The organism is Streptomyces sp. Sge12 (assembly GCF_002080455.1).
Taxonomy (GTDB): Bacteria; Actinomycetota; Actinomycetes; order Streptomycetales; family Streptomycetaceae; genus Streptomyces.
Map to the genome: position 1 here is coordinate 7045149 of NZ_CP020555.1, position 12898 is coordinate 7058046.

Sequence of the window (12898 nt, forward strand, 5' to 3'; positions counted from 1 at the left end):
CTTCGGAGCGCGGGCCGCCCCGACCGGGATCCGCCCGACAAGGCGCCTATGCTGCCTGCATAAGGCGGTACCAGAAAAGACGATGCGGTAGGAGAGCCGGCGTGAGCCTGAGGATCGTTGTCTGTGTGAAGTACGTGCCCGACGCCACGGGCGACCGGCAGTTCACCGAGGACTTGACCGTCAACCGTGACGACGTCGACGGCCTGCTGTCGGAGCTCGACGAGTACGCCGTCGAGCAGGCGCTGCAGATCGCCGACGAGGCCGACGATGCCGAGATCACCGTCCTGACGGTGGGCCCCGAGGACGCCAAGGACGCGCTGCGCAAGGCGCTCTCGATGGGCGCCGACAAGGCCATCCACGTCGAGGACGACGACCTGCACGGCAGCGACGTCATGGGCACCTCGCTGGTGCTCGCCAAGGCGATCGAGAAGGCCGGCTACGACCTGGTCATCACCGGCATGGCGTCGACCGACGGCACCATGGGTGTGCTGCCGGCGATCCTGGCCGAGCGCCTGGGCGTCCCGCAGGTCACCCTGCTCTCCGAGGTCAAGGTCGAGGACGGCACCGTGACCGGCCGCCGTGACGGCGACACCGCGAGCGAGCAGCTGGAGGCCTCCCTCCCCGCGCTCGTCTCGGTGACGGACCAGTCGGGCGAGGCCCGCTACCCGTCCTTCAAGGGCATCATGGCCGCCAAGAAGAAGCCGGTGGAGTCCTGGGACCTGTCCGACCTGGACCTGGAGTCCGACGAGGTCGGCCTCGAGGGCTCCTGGACCGCGGTCGACTCCGCGGCGCAGCGCCCGGCCCGTACCGCCGGCACGATCGTCAAGGACGAGGGCGAGGGCGGCAAGCAGCTGGCCGAGTTCCTGGCCGGCCAGAAGTTCATCTAAGAACCTCGGCCACCCCTCTTAGCCCCCAGACACTTCGCAATCGCAGGAGAGCAGTCCCATGGCTGAAGTTCTCGTCTACGTCGACCACGTGGACGGCGCCGTCCGCAAGCCCACCCTCGAGCTGCTGACGCTGGCCCGCCGCATCGGCGAGCCCGTCGCCGTCGCCCTGGGCGCCGGTGCCGACGCCACCGCCGCCGTGCTCGCCGAGCACGGTGCGGTCAAGGTCCTCACCGCCGACGCCCCCGAGTTCACCGAGTACCTCGTGGTACCGAAGGTGGACGCGCTCCAGGCCGCGTACGACGCCGTCTCCCCGGCCGCCGTGCTCGTCCCGTCCTCCGCCGAGGGCAAGGAGATCGCCGCCCGCCTGGCCGTCCGCATCGGTTCGGGCATCATCACCGACGCCATCGACCTGGAGGCGGGTGACGAGGGCCCGGTCGCGACGCAGTCCGCCTTCGCCGCGTCGTTCACCACCAAGTCCCGCGTCTCCAAGGGCACCCCGGTCATCACCGTGAAGCCGAACTCGGCCCCGGTCGAGGCCGCTCCGGCCGCCGGCGCCGTCGAGGCGCTCGCCGTCACCTTCGGCGCACTGGCCACCGGCACCAAGGTCACCGCTCGCACCCCGCGCGAGTCGACCGGCCGCCCCGAGCTGACCGAGGCCGCGATCGTGGTCTCCGGCGGCCGTGGCGTCAACGGTGCCGAGAACTTCGGCATCATCGAGGAGCTCGCGGACTCCCTCGGCGCGGCCGTCGGCGCCTCGCGTGCCGCCGTCGACGCCGGCTGGTACCCGCACACCAACCAGGTCGGCCAGACCGGCAAGTCGGTCTCCCCGCAGCTCTACATCGCCTCCGGCATCTCGGGCGCGATCCAGCACCGGGCCGGCATGCAGACCTCGAAGACCATCGTGGCCATCAACAAGGACGCCGAGGCCCCGATCTTCGACCTCGTCGACTACGGCGTGGTCGGCGACCTCTTCGCGGTCGTCCCGCAGCTGACCGGCGAGATCAAGGCGCGCAAGGGCTGACAGCCTGACCTGCGCTTCTCTTCGTAGCATCGCTTCTTCGGGGCCGTGTGGTGATTCTCACCGCGCGGCCCCGAGTCGTTTGCCCACGGCGGCCGGGGGACCATTGACGGAGCGGAACCCCGTGACTAAATTCTGCTATGCGGATCTAAGCTTCCGTGAAGCGGAAAAGAGGAGAGTGCACGATGGGTCAGCAGGAGAAGGTGGCGACGAGCCTCGCAGGCGCGGTCAGCGAGGGCATCAGCGCCTCCCTCGCGCCGGTGGACGCGGAGCTCGCGCGCCACTACCCGGGCGACCCCGGCACCCGGCAGCCCATCCACACCGTCTACGTACCCGGTGACGTCTTCGCCGCGGACACCGTCCGCTCCTGGGGCGACCAGGCCCTCGCGGCCCTCGACGAGCACGCCCCGGACGCCGCCACCTTCGCCAAGGTGCTCGGCATCTCCGACGAGCTGGCCGTACCCGTCTACGACCGGGTGCGCGCCAAGCTGGCGAGCGAGCCGATCGAGGACCTCCGCGTCGACTTCGAGGACGGTTTCGGCGTCCGCTCCGACGAGGAGGAGGACCAGGCCGCGGCCCGCGCCGCCCGCCTGATCTCCGAGGCGTACTCCAACGGCACCAACGCCCCGTACATGGGCATCCGCATGAAGTGCATGGAGTCCAACGTCCGCGACCGGGGCATCCGCACCACGGACATCTTCCTCTCCGGCCTGCTCGCCCACGGCGGCCTGCCGGAGAACCTGGTCCTGACCCTCCCCAAGGTCACCTACGCCGAGCAGGTCACCGCCTTCGTCCAGCTGCTGGAGGCCTTCGAGACCACCCGCGGCCTGCGCCGGGGCCGGATCGGCTTCGAGATCCAGATCGAGACCAGCCAGTCCATCCTGGCCTCCGACGGCACCGCGACCGTCGCCCGGATGATCGAGGCCTCCCAGGGCCGCGCCACCGGCCTGCACTACGGCACCTTCGACTACAGCGCCTGCGTCGGCGTGTCCGCCGCGTACCAGTCGAGCGACCACCCCGCCGCGGACCACGCGAAGGCGATCATGCAGGTCGCGGCCGCCGGCACCGGCGTACGCGTCTCCGACGGCTCGACCAACGTGCTGCCGATCGGCACCACCGAGCACGTCCACGAGGCCTGGAAGCTCCACTACGGCCTGACCCGCCGCGCCCTGGCCCGCGCCTACTACCAGGGCTGGGACATGCACCCGGCGCACCTGCCGACCCGCTACGCGGCCGTCTTCACCTTCTACCGCGAGGGCCTGGAGACCGCCGCCGCGCGCCTGAAGGCGTACGTCGCCAAGATCGAGGGCGACGTGATGGACGAGCCCGCCACCGCCAAGGCCCTGGCCGGCTACCTGGTCCGCGGCCTCGACTGCGGCGCCGTCGGCGCCGACGAGGTCACCGCCCTCACCGGCCTGACCCGCGCGGAGCTGGACGCCTTCGCGATCCCCCGCCGCTCGGCCACCCTGACGGCCACGAACTGATCCGGCCGAACGCCCGCCGAGGCCCGTCCGGGGTCGCCCACCGGACGGGCCTCGCGGCGTCTCGTCCTCAGCCGAGGACGAACCCGGTCTCGTCCGCCACTTCGGTCAGGATGTCCGCCACGGCCTTCAGGAAGCTGTTCTTGTCGGCGGAGGGCGCGGCGGTCGGGACGGGGGCGCCGCGGCCGAAGACATCGGCGTCGATGATGCGGGCCCGGGCAAAGGTCGATTTCGGTCCGCGCTGCCCGTAGGCGTCGAGCCACGCGTTCTGAACGTCCTCCTTGAGGCGCTGCTCGGTCAGCGCGTACAACCTTCCGGTCACGGCGCTGGAAATCTCGTTGATCACCGCCTCCCGTTCCTCCTCGGTCGGCTCGCCGCCCTCCCAGCGCACCGGGCTCTGGAGCATGAGGAAGATCTGCACCTGGAGTTCCGTACGCAGGTCGGCGACCGGTTTCAGGGAGTCGTACTCGTCGCCCCAGCCCTCGCCCAGCCTCCGCGCGAGGGCCTTCACCCGGGTCCAGTGCTCCTTCGGCGCGTCCGCGTTGTACGTCAGGCCGAGCAAGCCGCTCCACCTGGCGTGGAAGTTGCCGGCTGCCGCGCTGACCGCGAGGGGGAGAGCCATGCGGTTGAAGACCGGCCGGGCCGGCCCGGTGTCCGGTGCGGCCTCGTCGGCGGAGAGGTCCGCGCTGAGGTAACGCATCTGACTGGCCGTCCGCTTCCCCTCCTTCCCGCCGGAGCCCAGCGGTTTGTGCATTCCCCCGACGAAGTAGCAGTGCCGTTCGAGCTGCGTGCGGACAGCGCGCTCGCCGACGGGGCCGAGCTCTTTCCCCATGGCGTTCAGGACGTTCTCGACCGATGCGAGGACGTGGCGCTTTCGGTCCGAGAAGCGGGGAAGGTTGTCGGCCTGCATATGGTCGAAGTGAGTGAAGAGGAAGTGGAGTTTGCCGGAGTTGCCGGACACCGCAACGGCCTTGAGCGCGGCGACCGGTGCCGCCTGCATCGGCGCGGTCGCGTTGTCGACGACGAGGATCGCGTCCACCTCGTCGATCCGCTTCGCCAGGTCCGTGGAGACCGAGGCCACGGACTTCGGGGTGTGGCCGAGTCCTTCGACGTCGATCAGGACGAGACGGTCGCTTGCTTCCGCCCAGGTCGGGACAAACGGTCCGGCGACGCGGATCCCGTTCACCAGCGGCGTCAGCAACCGGCCGAAGAGCGGTGCGTAGTTGCTGGAGAACCGCATCACGGTCTTCAGGAAGACGGCACGATCCGCTGTCTCCAGCGTCCAACTGAGCGGCCATCCCTGGCGGGTGCGGCGGAGCTCGCCCTCGCCCAGCAGGGAGAACCTGAGCTCGATCTCGTGCAGCAGGCTGTCGACGACGGCGTGGAAGTCCTCCAGCGCGCGAAGGTCGGTGTCGAGCGTCTCCTCCACGATCTCCTCGACGATCCTGGCGTCCTCGTCCGTGGCCCGAAGCTCCTCGCGTGCATTGGCGGCGCACCTCTCGACCATGGAGCGCAGCCGGGGCACGGTCTGGACGAGCAGGGTCGCCGTGGCGGACGGGTCGATGACCTCAAGGTCGGCGAACCCGAGCACGTCCTCGGCGGCCCCTGCCGTTTCGTCGTCGTCCTCGTCGTCCTCGTCGTCGAGGAGGTCGTCATCCGCCGGGAGCTCCGGCCGTCCCAGGACGTAGCTGAAGCGGAAACGCTGGTTCACGTGATCCACGAGACGCCGTAGGGCGTCTTCTTCGGACTTGCCCTGGAACAGGGCGAGCGCGGCGGCCGAGACGTTCTCCGTGAGGTGGTCGACGACTTCGTCGCGGCCGGCGAAGGTGATGGCAGCCCGGTAAGGCCCGGCCTCGGTCAGAACGATCTCGGTGTCGGCGACGGTGGTCTTGGCGGTCGACGTGGAGGGGAACCGCTCGGTCTCCGGGTCCGTGCCGAGGAGCTGCCGGACCACCGTCGTCTTTCCGGCTCCGGTCGTGCCGACCAGCAGAACGTGCTTGTAGCCGTCGTCGGCGGTGGGCAGCGCAAGGAGGTCGTCCCGGATCCTGCGGAAGTCGGTCCTGCTGGTCTCGAGGTCCTCGTAGAACACGTCCACGACACGGCTGTCGAAGAGCCCCGCCGCCTGCTGACGGGAGTGCGGATCCCAGAGGGACTGCGTGCGCAGGATTTCGTTGAGCTGTCCGACCAGTACGTCCGCCTCGGTATCCACCGACGTGCCCAGCCCGCGCCGCACACGTCTGCCCGGACGGCCCGTGGAGGGGTCCAGGCGCACCGGGTGCCGGAAGATGACGGACCACCCCTCCCGCCCCTGGCTTCGGCTCTTCTGCGCGGTGTAGTGCGGGCTCATGGGCGCCTCCGGTTGTTCCCCGTTGTTCCCGGGATCGCGAGGCTGGCAGAGCCCTGGTGGAGCGTCAAATCCCTTGTGCGCAGCGGCGAACGAGTGATCGATCCGTCTCCCGCGCTCCGGGCGGTCGACCGGGGGACGGTAGGGGCGAACGCGCTGCGTGCACGGGGTGCGGGGTCGGGGCGTGCGCCCGGCGCCGCCCTCGTCGGCGCCGAATGTCAGTTCGCAGGGGGGATCTCGCCCGAGCCGCGGGGGATCAGGCGGGTCGGGAGTTCGATGCGGGACGGGGTCAGGTCGGCTCCTGCGAGGCGCTGGAAGAGGCGGTCCGTGGCCACCCGGCCCAGGGCCGCCGGGTCCTGGGCGACCACCGTCACGCCGGGGCGGAGCAGGTCGGCCAGCTCGAAGTCGTCGAAGCCGACCAGTGCCACCGGGCGCGCGTGCGCCGCGAGGACCCGTACGACGGTGACCGTCACCCGGTTGTTCCCGGCGAAGACGGCGGTCACCGGCTCCGGGCCCGTGAGCATCGCTCCGGCCGCCGCCGCGACCCGTTCGGGGGCCGTGGATCCGAGGGAGATCCAGGATTCGGCCACGGGCAGCCCCGCGTCCGCCATCGCCGCGCGGTAGCCGCGCAGCCGTTCCGCCACCGTATGGATGCGGGGCTGGTCGCCGATGAAGCCGATCCGGCGGTGCCCGCCCGCGATCAGGTGGGCCACACCGTCCCGGGCGCCGCCGAAGCTGTCCGAGAGGACCACGTCCGCCTCGATCCGGCCCGCCGGCCGGTCCACGAACACGGTGGACACACCGGCCCTCATCTCCGGCTCCAGATAGCGGTGGTCGTCCCCGGCCGGGATCACGATCAGCCCGTCCACCCGGCGGGCGCACAGCGCGAGCGCCAACTCCCGCTCCCGGTCCGGGTCCTCGGCGCTGGAGCCGTTGATGAGCAGCGCCCCGTGCGCGCGGGCCACCTCCTCCACCGCCCGGTTCAGCGGGCCGTAGAAGGGGTCGGCGAGATCCTCCAGCACCAGGCCCACGGTGGCGGTACGGCCCTTGCGCAGCACGCGGGCGCTGTCGTTGCGGCGGAAGCCGAGGGCCTCGATGGCCTCCTGCACCCGTCTCTCGGTCTCGGGGGTGACCCCGGGCTCGCCGTTGACCACGCGCGACACCGTCTTCAGGCCGACGCCCGCCTGGGACGCCACGTCCTTCATGGTCGGCCGGTTGCCGTAGCGGGGCTCGGACGGGTGGCGGTTGTGGGGCACGGTGGCGAATCCTCCGGGGCTCACGTGCAGGGCTGTGACCTTGAGGATAAGCACTCGGCCGATAGTGAGGTTTCCGTGGCAGGGTGGTGCGGGCAAGCCACTGGGGGCTCCGGACGAGCCATGGGGAGAGGGGTAGACGTGATTGTCTGGATCAACGGCACATTCAGCGCCGGAAAGACCAGCACGGCCCGCGAACTGACCGGAATCCTGCCGGACAGCACCCTGTTCGACCCGGAGTTCATCGGAGACGCGCTGCGCGTGCTGCTACCGCCCAAGCGGCTGGCCGAGGTGAGCGACTACCAGGACCTCCCGAGCTGGCGGCGGTTGGTCGTGGACACGGCCGCGGCGCTGCTCGCCGAGCTGGGCGGGGTGCTCGTCGTACCGATGACGCTGCTGCGCCAGGAGTACCGGGACGAGATCTTCGGCGGGCTCGCGGCGCGGCGGATCGCGGTGCGGCACGTGTTGCTGGCTCCTGCGGAAACGATCCTGCGGGAGCGCATCGCCACCCGGAAGGAGCCCGGCGAGCCCGCGGAGGTCGACGTACGGGTCCGGCAGTGGGCGTACGACCACATCCCCGCCTACCAGCAGGCCCTCGGCTGGCTGACGGGCGACGCGCACGTGATCGACAACGGGGTACTGACCCCGCGCGAGACCGCCGAGCGCATCGCCGAGGCCGTCCGCTCGGAGAGGGCCCGGGTCTGCGACATCGTGCAGACGCCGGAGCCCACCCGCGAGACGGTGGCGGCCGGGGTGCTGCTCTTCGACGAGCAGGACCGGGTGCTGCTGGTGGATCCCACCTACAAGGCGGGCTGGGAGTTCCCGGGCGGCGTCGTCGAAGCGGGCGAGGCGCCCGCGTGCGCCGGCGTACGGGAGGTCGCGGAGGAACTGGGCGTCGTACTGGACCGGACGCCCGGGCTGCTGGTGGTCGACTGGGAGGCGCCCCAGCCGCCCGGGTACGGCGGACTGCGCCTGCTCTTCGACGGCGGCCGGCTCTCGGCGGAGGCGACGGCCCGGCTCCGGCTCCCCGGCCCGGAACTGCGGGCCTGGCGCTTCGTCACGGAGGCCGAGGCCGCCGGCCTGCTCCCGCAGCACCGCTACGAACGCCTGCGCTGGGCCCTGCGCGCGCGTGAACGCGGCCGCCCCCTCTACCTGGAGGCGGGCGTCCCGACCGGCTGAAGCCCTGGCCCCGCCGGGCGCAGCGCGGCGGGCCGGGCGGCCGCGCCCTCCAGCGTCCGGCCGTCGCCCTGCCCGAGGGCCGGGGTCATCGCGTGCGCCGCGTCACCGAGCGCATGAACCTCCGGCACCGCACCGGGAAGGCATCGGCGCCGGTCCGACCCGCCAGGGAACGGCCGGGACGCGCACGGTCTCAGCCGGTGGTGGCCGCCTCGGTCGCCGCCTTCGCGAGGGCCTGTGCCGTGTTCTCCGTCAGGGGGTCGCCGTGGCCGAAGCACGCGATCGAGGGGGCGAGCGAGGCCAGGCGGCCGAAGGCGGCGATGGCCCGGGCGCGGTCGACGTTGAACACGCCCAGCATCAGCGGGCCCACGGCCGCCACGCAGTCGCCGGTGAACAGCACGCCGTGGCGCGGGAGGTGGATCCCGATGCTGCCGTCCGTGTGGCCCGGGGCGTGCACGACGTACGCCCCGTCCCCGAAGCCCAGGTCGTCCCCGTCCTCCAGCTCGCGGTCGACCCGGGTGGGCGGCGCCTCGGGGACGGTCAGGCCGTGCGCGTACAGCGGGATCTCCCAGTCCAGCAGCACCGGTTCGGGCACGGGCAGCTCGCCCCGGATCACCGGTGCGTCCAGGCGGTGCGCCAGCACCCGCGCGCCCCAGCGGGCGGCGAGTTCGCCGGCGGCACCGACGTGGTCGCGGTGGCAGTGGGTGAGGACGATCCGCTCCAGCTGCTCGGGCGCCCGCCCGAGGGAACGTATCGCCCGCTCGATCTCGGCGGCGGACCCGGCACGGCCCGCGTCGATCAGGGTGAGGGCTTCCCCGTCCTGCCAGAGGTAGGCCTGGCCGATGGGGAAACGGAGCATGTGGAGCCGGTTCGCGAGTACTTCGACAAGATCCATACGGCCAACGTACGGACGCCCGGTCCCCGCACCCCGCCGCGTTCACCGGGAGCGCAGTACGCCCAGGGCGCACTGCGCCCCGGGCGTACACGATGCGGCCGACACACCCCCGGCAGGGGTCAGGCGCGCTTGGACTCCGCGTAATTGACGAGGAAGAGGGCCTCCGCCACCGACAGGCGCTCCAGCTCCTGCGGCGACACGCTCTCGTTGACCGCGTGGATCTGCGCCTCGGGCTCGCTCAGCCCGATCAGCAGCATCTCCGCGTCCGGGTAGAGGGAGGTCAGCGTGTTGCACAGCGGGATCGACCCGCCCATGCCGCTGATCTGCATCTCCTCGCCGGGGTACGCGGCCTCCAGAGCCGTACGCATCGACGCGTACGCCGGGCTGTCGGTGTCCGCCTGGAACGGCTGGCCCTGGCCGACGACCTCGAGTTCGAGGCGCGCCTGCCACGGGGTGTGCGCCTCCAGGTGGGCCTGGAACAGCTTGATGGCCTCGGCGGTGTCCACACCCGGCGGGACCCGCAGGCTGATCAGCGCGCCGGCGCTCGCGTGCACCGACGGCGTCGCGCCGACCACCGGCGGGCAGTCGATGCCGAGGACCGTGACCGCCGGACGGGCCCACAGCCGGTCGGCGATCGTGCCCTCACCGATGAGCCCGACACCGTCCAGGACCTTCGCGTCGGCGCGGAAGTCCGCCTCCGGGTACTGGAGGCCCTCCCACACCGCGTCCGAGGCGAGCCCGTCCACGGTCGTCGAACCGTCCGCCGCGCGCAGCGAGTCGAGTACGCGGATCAGCGCGGCCAGCGCGTCGGGCGCGGCACCGCCGAACATGCCCGAGTGCAGGTTGCCGCCCAGCGTGTCGATCTTCACCTTGAGCAGGCACATGCCGCGCAGGGTGGCCGTCACCGTCGGCAGGCCGAGCCGGAAGTTCCCCGCGTCACCGATGACGATGGTGTCGGCGGTCAGCAGCTCCGGGTGCGCCTCGGCGTACTGCTGGAGGCCGCCGGTGCCCTGCTCCTCCGAGCCCTCGACGATCACCTTCACGCTCACAGGGACGCCGCCGTTGGCCTTCAGCGCGCGCAGCGCCAGCAGGTGCATGATGAACCCGCCCTTGCAGTCGGCCGAGCCGCGCCCGTACCAGCGGCCGTCGCGCTCGGTCAGCTCGAAGGCGGGGGAGATCCAGGCGGCGTCGTCGAGCGGCGGCTGGACGTCGTAGTGCGCGTAGAGCAGAACGGTCGGCGCGCCCGCGGGGCCGGGCAGGAAGCCGTAGACCGACTGGGTGCCGTCCGGGGTGTCGAGCAGCGCCACGTCCTGGAAGCCCTCGACGCGCAGGGCGTCCGCCACCCAGTTCGCGGCGGCCTCGCTCTCGCTCTTGGGGAACTGCGCCCAGTCCGCCACCGACTGGAAGGCCACCAGCTCGGTCAGCTCCTGCTTGGCGCGGGGCATCAGCGAGGCGATGGTCTCGGCGATCGGATTCTGGGACATGGGCACGCTCCTTTTGGGTGCGACGTTGTTCTCCGTGTACGCCGCCCGCATCCGCGGGGTATGCGTATGCCGGGCGTGGCGAAAGACAGTCTTGATCCTCGCACAGCGGGGCGGGGCGGTCTCTCGCCGTAGGATTTCCCCGGCATCGGAGCAACCGGGTGATCAGGAGCAGCAACACATCGTGAGCAGCGACGACGACGTACGCGACGCAGGTGCAGACGCGGGTGCAGAGGCAGGCGTGGAGGCGGGCGTGGATGCAGAGGCGGGCGCGGACGCGGGCGCAGACGCAGGCGTGGGCACGGGCACGGGGCAGGACGCGCAGGGGGCGGGCGACGAGGTGGCCGGGGAGACCGGCGAAGTGTGGGACGTGGTCGTGGTCGGAGCCGGACCGGCCGGGTCATCGGCCGCGTACGCGGCGGCGACGGCCGGGCGGCGCGTCCTGCTGCTGGAGAAGGCCGAACTGCCCCGCTACAAGACCTGCGGCGGCGGCATCATCGGCCCCTCGCGCGACGCCCTGCCGCCGGGCTTCGTGCTGCCCCTCAAGGACCGCATCCACGCGGTCACCTTTTCGATGGACGGGAAACTGACCCGCACCCGGCGCTCGAAGCACATGCTCTTCGGGCTCATCAACCGCCCGGAATTCGACGCCGGTCTGGTGGCCGCGGCGGAGAAGGCCGGTGCGACCGTCCGTACGGGTACGGCCGTGACCCGCGTCGAACAGCACGGGGCGGCCGTGCCCGACCGGCGCACCGTCGCCGTGGTGCTCGCCGACGGGGAGACCGTGCTGGCCCGTGCGGTGGTCGGCGCGGACGGCAGCGCGAGCCGCATCGGCGCGCACGTCGGGGTGGAGATGGACCAGGTGGACCTCGGCCTGGAGGCGGAGATCCCCGTCCCCGAGACGGTCGCGGAGGACTGGAAGGGGCGAGTCCTCATCGACTGGGGTCCGCTGCCCGGCAGTTACGGCTGGGTCTTCCCCAAGGGGGACACCCTCACCGTCGGCGTCATCTCGGCCAAGGGCGAGGGCGCCGCGACCAAGCGCTACTTGGACGACTTCATCGCCCGGCTCGGGCTCGCCGGCTTCGAACCGGCCGTCTCCTCCGGGCACCTGACCCGCTGCCGCAAGCCCGACTCGCCGCTCTCGCGCGGCCGGGTGCTGGTGGCGGGCGACGCGGCCGGACTGCTGGAGCCGTGGACCCGGGAGGGCATCTCCTTCGCGCTGCGCTCGGGGCGGCTGGCGGGGGAGTGGGCGGTGAAGATCTCCGAGGCGCAGGACGCGGTGGACGCGCGCCGCCAGGCCCTCAACTACGCCTTCGCGGTGAAGGCCGGGCTGGGCGTGGAGATGGGGGTCGGCAAGCGGATGCTGACCGTCTTCGAGGCCCGGCCGGGGGTGCTGCACGCGGTGATCACCGGTTTCGGTCCGGCGTGGCGGGCGTTCGCCCGGATCACGCGGGGCTCGACGACACTGGCGGACCTGGTACGGACGCACCCGCTGGCCCGCAGGGCGCTGCACATGCTGGACGCCAGGCAGACGGCGGCCCGCGCCGGCCGGGACTAGGCGGGACCGGGCGGCCTGCGGCGGCAGGGACCGGGCGGTCCCGGTCGGATCCCGCCGGACCGCGGCGGCCGGGACCGCACCGGGCCGCGCTGTAGGGGTGCCCGAGTACGTCCAGTACTCGGGCACCCCTCCGCCGTGCCGGGCACCGCACCGGACGCGGCGGGCCCGGCCGCAGCTCCGAAGGGGTCGGCCCGCCGGCCGCTCGGCCGCCCGACGGGGTCAGTGGGCGACTGTGATCCGGAAGACCGGGTGGTCGGCGGCGGCCGCCCGGAGGTCGGCGTCGGAGGACTTGGCGGTGACCCCCTGGAAGAACCGGTTGACCTCCCAGCCCCACTTCTCCAGGTAGGCGCGCAGGATCCGGGCCTGCTCCACGGGGTCGGTGACCTCGGTGACCGTGAACGCACGCACCTTGCGCCCCACGCGCAGCTCGCCTCCGCCCGCCACGCGCATGTTCCGCACCCACTGGGAGTGGCCGCGGGCCGAGACCAGGTACTGGGCGCCCTCGAAGGTGTGCGGATTGACCGGGATTCGCTGCATCTGGCCTGACTTGCGGCCGCGGACCGACAGCTCGGCGGTGCCCGCGAGGCTGATCCCGAAGCGGGCCAGCCTGCCGAAGAGGGCGTTGAAGCGGGTCGCGAACGGGCTGGCCTGGACGTAGTACGGGGTGGGCGCGTTCATGGTGACCTCCGGGCCGCCTTCTTCGTTGAGAGAGCACTGCTCTCGCTCATGAGAATGAGTGTGCACGGAGCGGTGCACCAAAGCAAGAGCACTGCTCTCGAATTAGAGCGCCAGTCCGCTTTCTGTG

General features: G+C 71.9%; 10 protein-coding genes. 5 read left to right on the forward strand and 5 right to left on the reverse strand.

The genetic code is table 11. The features are described 5' to 3' along the window. Positions 1 to 101: 101 nt before the first annotated feature. The 3 genes from B6R96_RS31490 (at position 102) to B6R96_RS31500 (ending at position 3389) form a co-directional block, all read left to right on the forward strand. Entirely contained in the window at positions 102 to 887 is a 786-nt protein-coding gene (locus B6R96_RS31490; RefSeq protein ID WP_030012969.1) for an electron transfer flavoprotein subunit beta/FixA family protein, read from the forward strand. 58 nt (positions 888 to 945) lie between these two features. Further along, positions 946 to 1908, forward strand: a complete 963-nt coding sequence (locus B6R96_RS31495) for an electron transfer flavoprotein subunit alpha/FixB family protein (protein ID WP_053701556.1) — start codon at positions 946 to 948, stop codon at positions 1906 to 1908. A gap of 182 nt (positions 1909 to 2090) precedes the next feature. Continuing rightward, positions 2091 to 3389, forward strand: coding sequence for a DUF6986 family protein (locus B6R96_RS31500; protein WP_081524334.1), 1299 nt, complete (start codon positions 2091 to 2093; stop codon positions 3387 to 3389). Positions 3390 to 3456: 67 nt separating this feature from the next. Here B6R96_RS31500 and B6R96_RS31505 read toward each other — a convergent pair whose 3' ends face one another. Continuing rightward, on the reverse strand, positions 3457 to 5733 hold the full coding sequence (locus B6R96_RS31505; protein WP_081524335.1) for a hypothetical protein: 2277 nt from the start codon (positions 5731 to 5733) through the stop codon (positions 3457 to 3459). A 215-nt stretch (positions 5734 to 5948) separates the two neighbouring features. Next, positions 5949 to 6935 (reverse strand): LacI family DNA-binding transcriptional regulator, encoded by a 987-nt coding sequence (locus tag B6R96_RS31510; RefSeq protein ID WP_234431635.1) that lies wholly within the window; start codon positions 6933 to 6935, stop codon positions 5949 to 5951. Positions 6936 to 7124: 189 nt separating this feature from the next. Here B6R96_RS31510 and B6R96_RS31515 point away from each other — a divergent pair, with 189 nt between their 5' ends. Next, the gene (locus B6R96_RS31515; protein ID WP_081524336.1) at positions 7125 to 8162 is read left to right on the forward strand and encodes an NUDIX hydrolase; all 1038 of its coding nucleotides are present in this window, start codon (positions 7125 to 7127) and stop codon (positions 8160 to 8162) included. Between the two features lie 190 nt (positions 8163 to 8352). Here B6R96_RS31515 and B6R96_RS31520 read toward each other — a convergent pair whose 3' ends face one another. Next, a complete protein-coding gene (locus B6R96_RS31520) occupies positions 8353 to 9054 on the reverse strand; it encodes an MBL fold metallo-hydrolase (RefSeq protein WP_081524337.1) in 702 nt (233 codons plus the stop codon). A 119-nt stretch (positions 9055 to 9173) separates the two neighbouring features. Then, complete coding sequence (locus B6R96_RS31525) at positions 9174 to 10538, reverse strand: dipeptidase (RefSeq protein WP_053171849.1); 1365 nt, start codon at positions 10536 to 10538, stop codon at positions 9174 to 9176. A gap of 337 nt (positions 10539 to 10875) precedes the next feature. Here B6R96_RS31525 and B6R96_RS31530 point away from each other — a divergent pair, with 337 nt between their 5' ends. Next, complete coding sequence (locus B6R96_RS31530) at positions 10876 to 12093, forward strand: geranylgeranyl reductase family protein (protein ID WP_081524338.1); 1218 nt, start codon at positions 10876 to 10878, stop codon at positions 12091 to 12093. A gap of 219 nt (positions 12094 to 12312) precedes the next feature. Here the strand turns inward: B6R96_RS31530 and B6R96_RS31535 are convergent, their stop codons facing one another. Beyond that, positions 12313 to 12771: a nitroreductase family deazaflavin-dependent oxidoreductase gene (locus B6R96_RS31535; RefSeq protein WP_081524339.1), complete on the reverse strand. Its 459-nt coding sequence runs from the start codon at positions 12769 to 12771 to the stop codon at positions 12313 to 12315. Positions 12772 to 12898 lie beyond the last annotated feature (127 nt).

Coding starts and splice junctions, on each gene's coding strand:
- B6R96_RS31525 (WP_053171849.1), bottom strand. CDS start 10,538: ATGTCCCAGAATCCGATCGCCGAGACCATCGCCTCGCTGATGCCCCGC.
- B6R96_RS31500 (WP_081524334.1), top strand. CDS start 2,091: ATGGGTCAGCAGGAGAAGGTGGCGACGAGCCTCGCAGGCGCGGTCAGC.
- B6R96_RS31495 (WP_053701556.1), top strand. CDS start 946: ATGGCTGAAGTTCTCGTCTACGTCGACCACGTGGACGGCGCCGTCCGC.
- B6R96_RS31510 (WP_234431635.1), bottom strand. CDS start 6,935: ATGAAGGACGTGGCGTCCCAGGCGGGCGTCGGCCTGAAGACGGTGTCG.
- B6R96_RS31535 (WP_081524339.1), bottom strand. CDS start 12,771: ATGAACGCGCCCACCCCGTACTACGTCCAGGCCAGCCCGTTCGCGACC.
- B6R96_RS31505 (WP_081524335.1), bottom strand. CDS start 5,733: ATGAGCCCGCACTACACCGCGCAGAAGAGCCGAAGCCAGGGGCGGGAG.
- B6R96_RS31520 (WP_081524337.1), bottom strand. CDS start 9,054: ATGGATCTTGTCGAAGTACTCGCGAACCGGCTCCACATGCTCCGTTTC.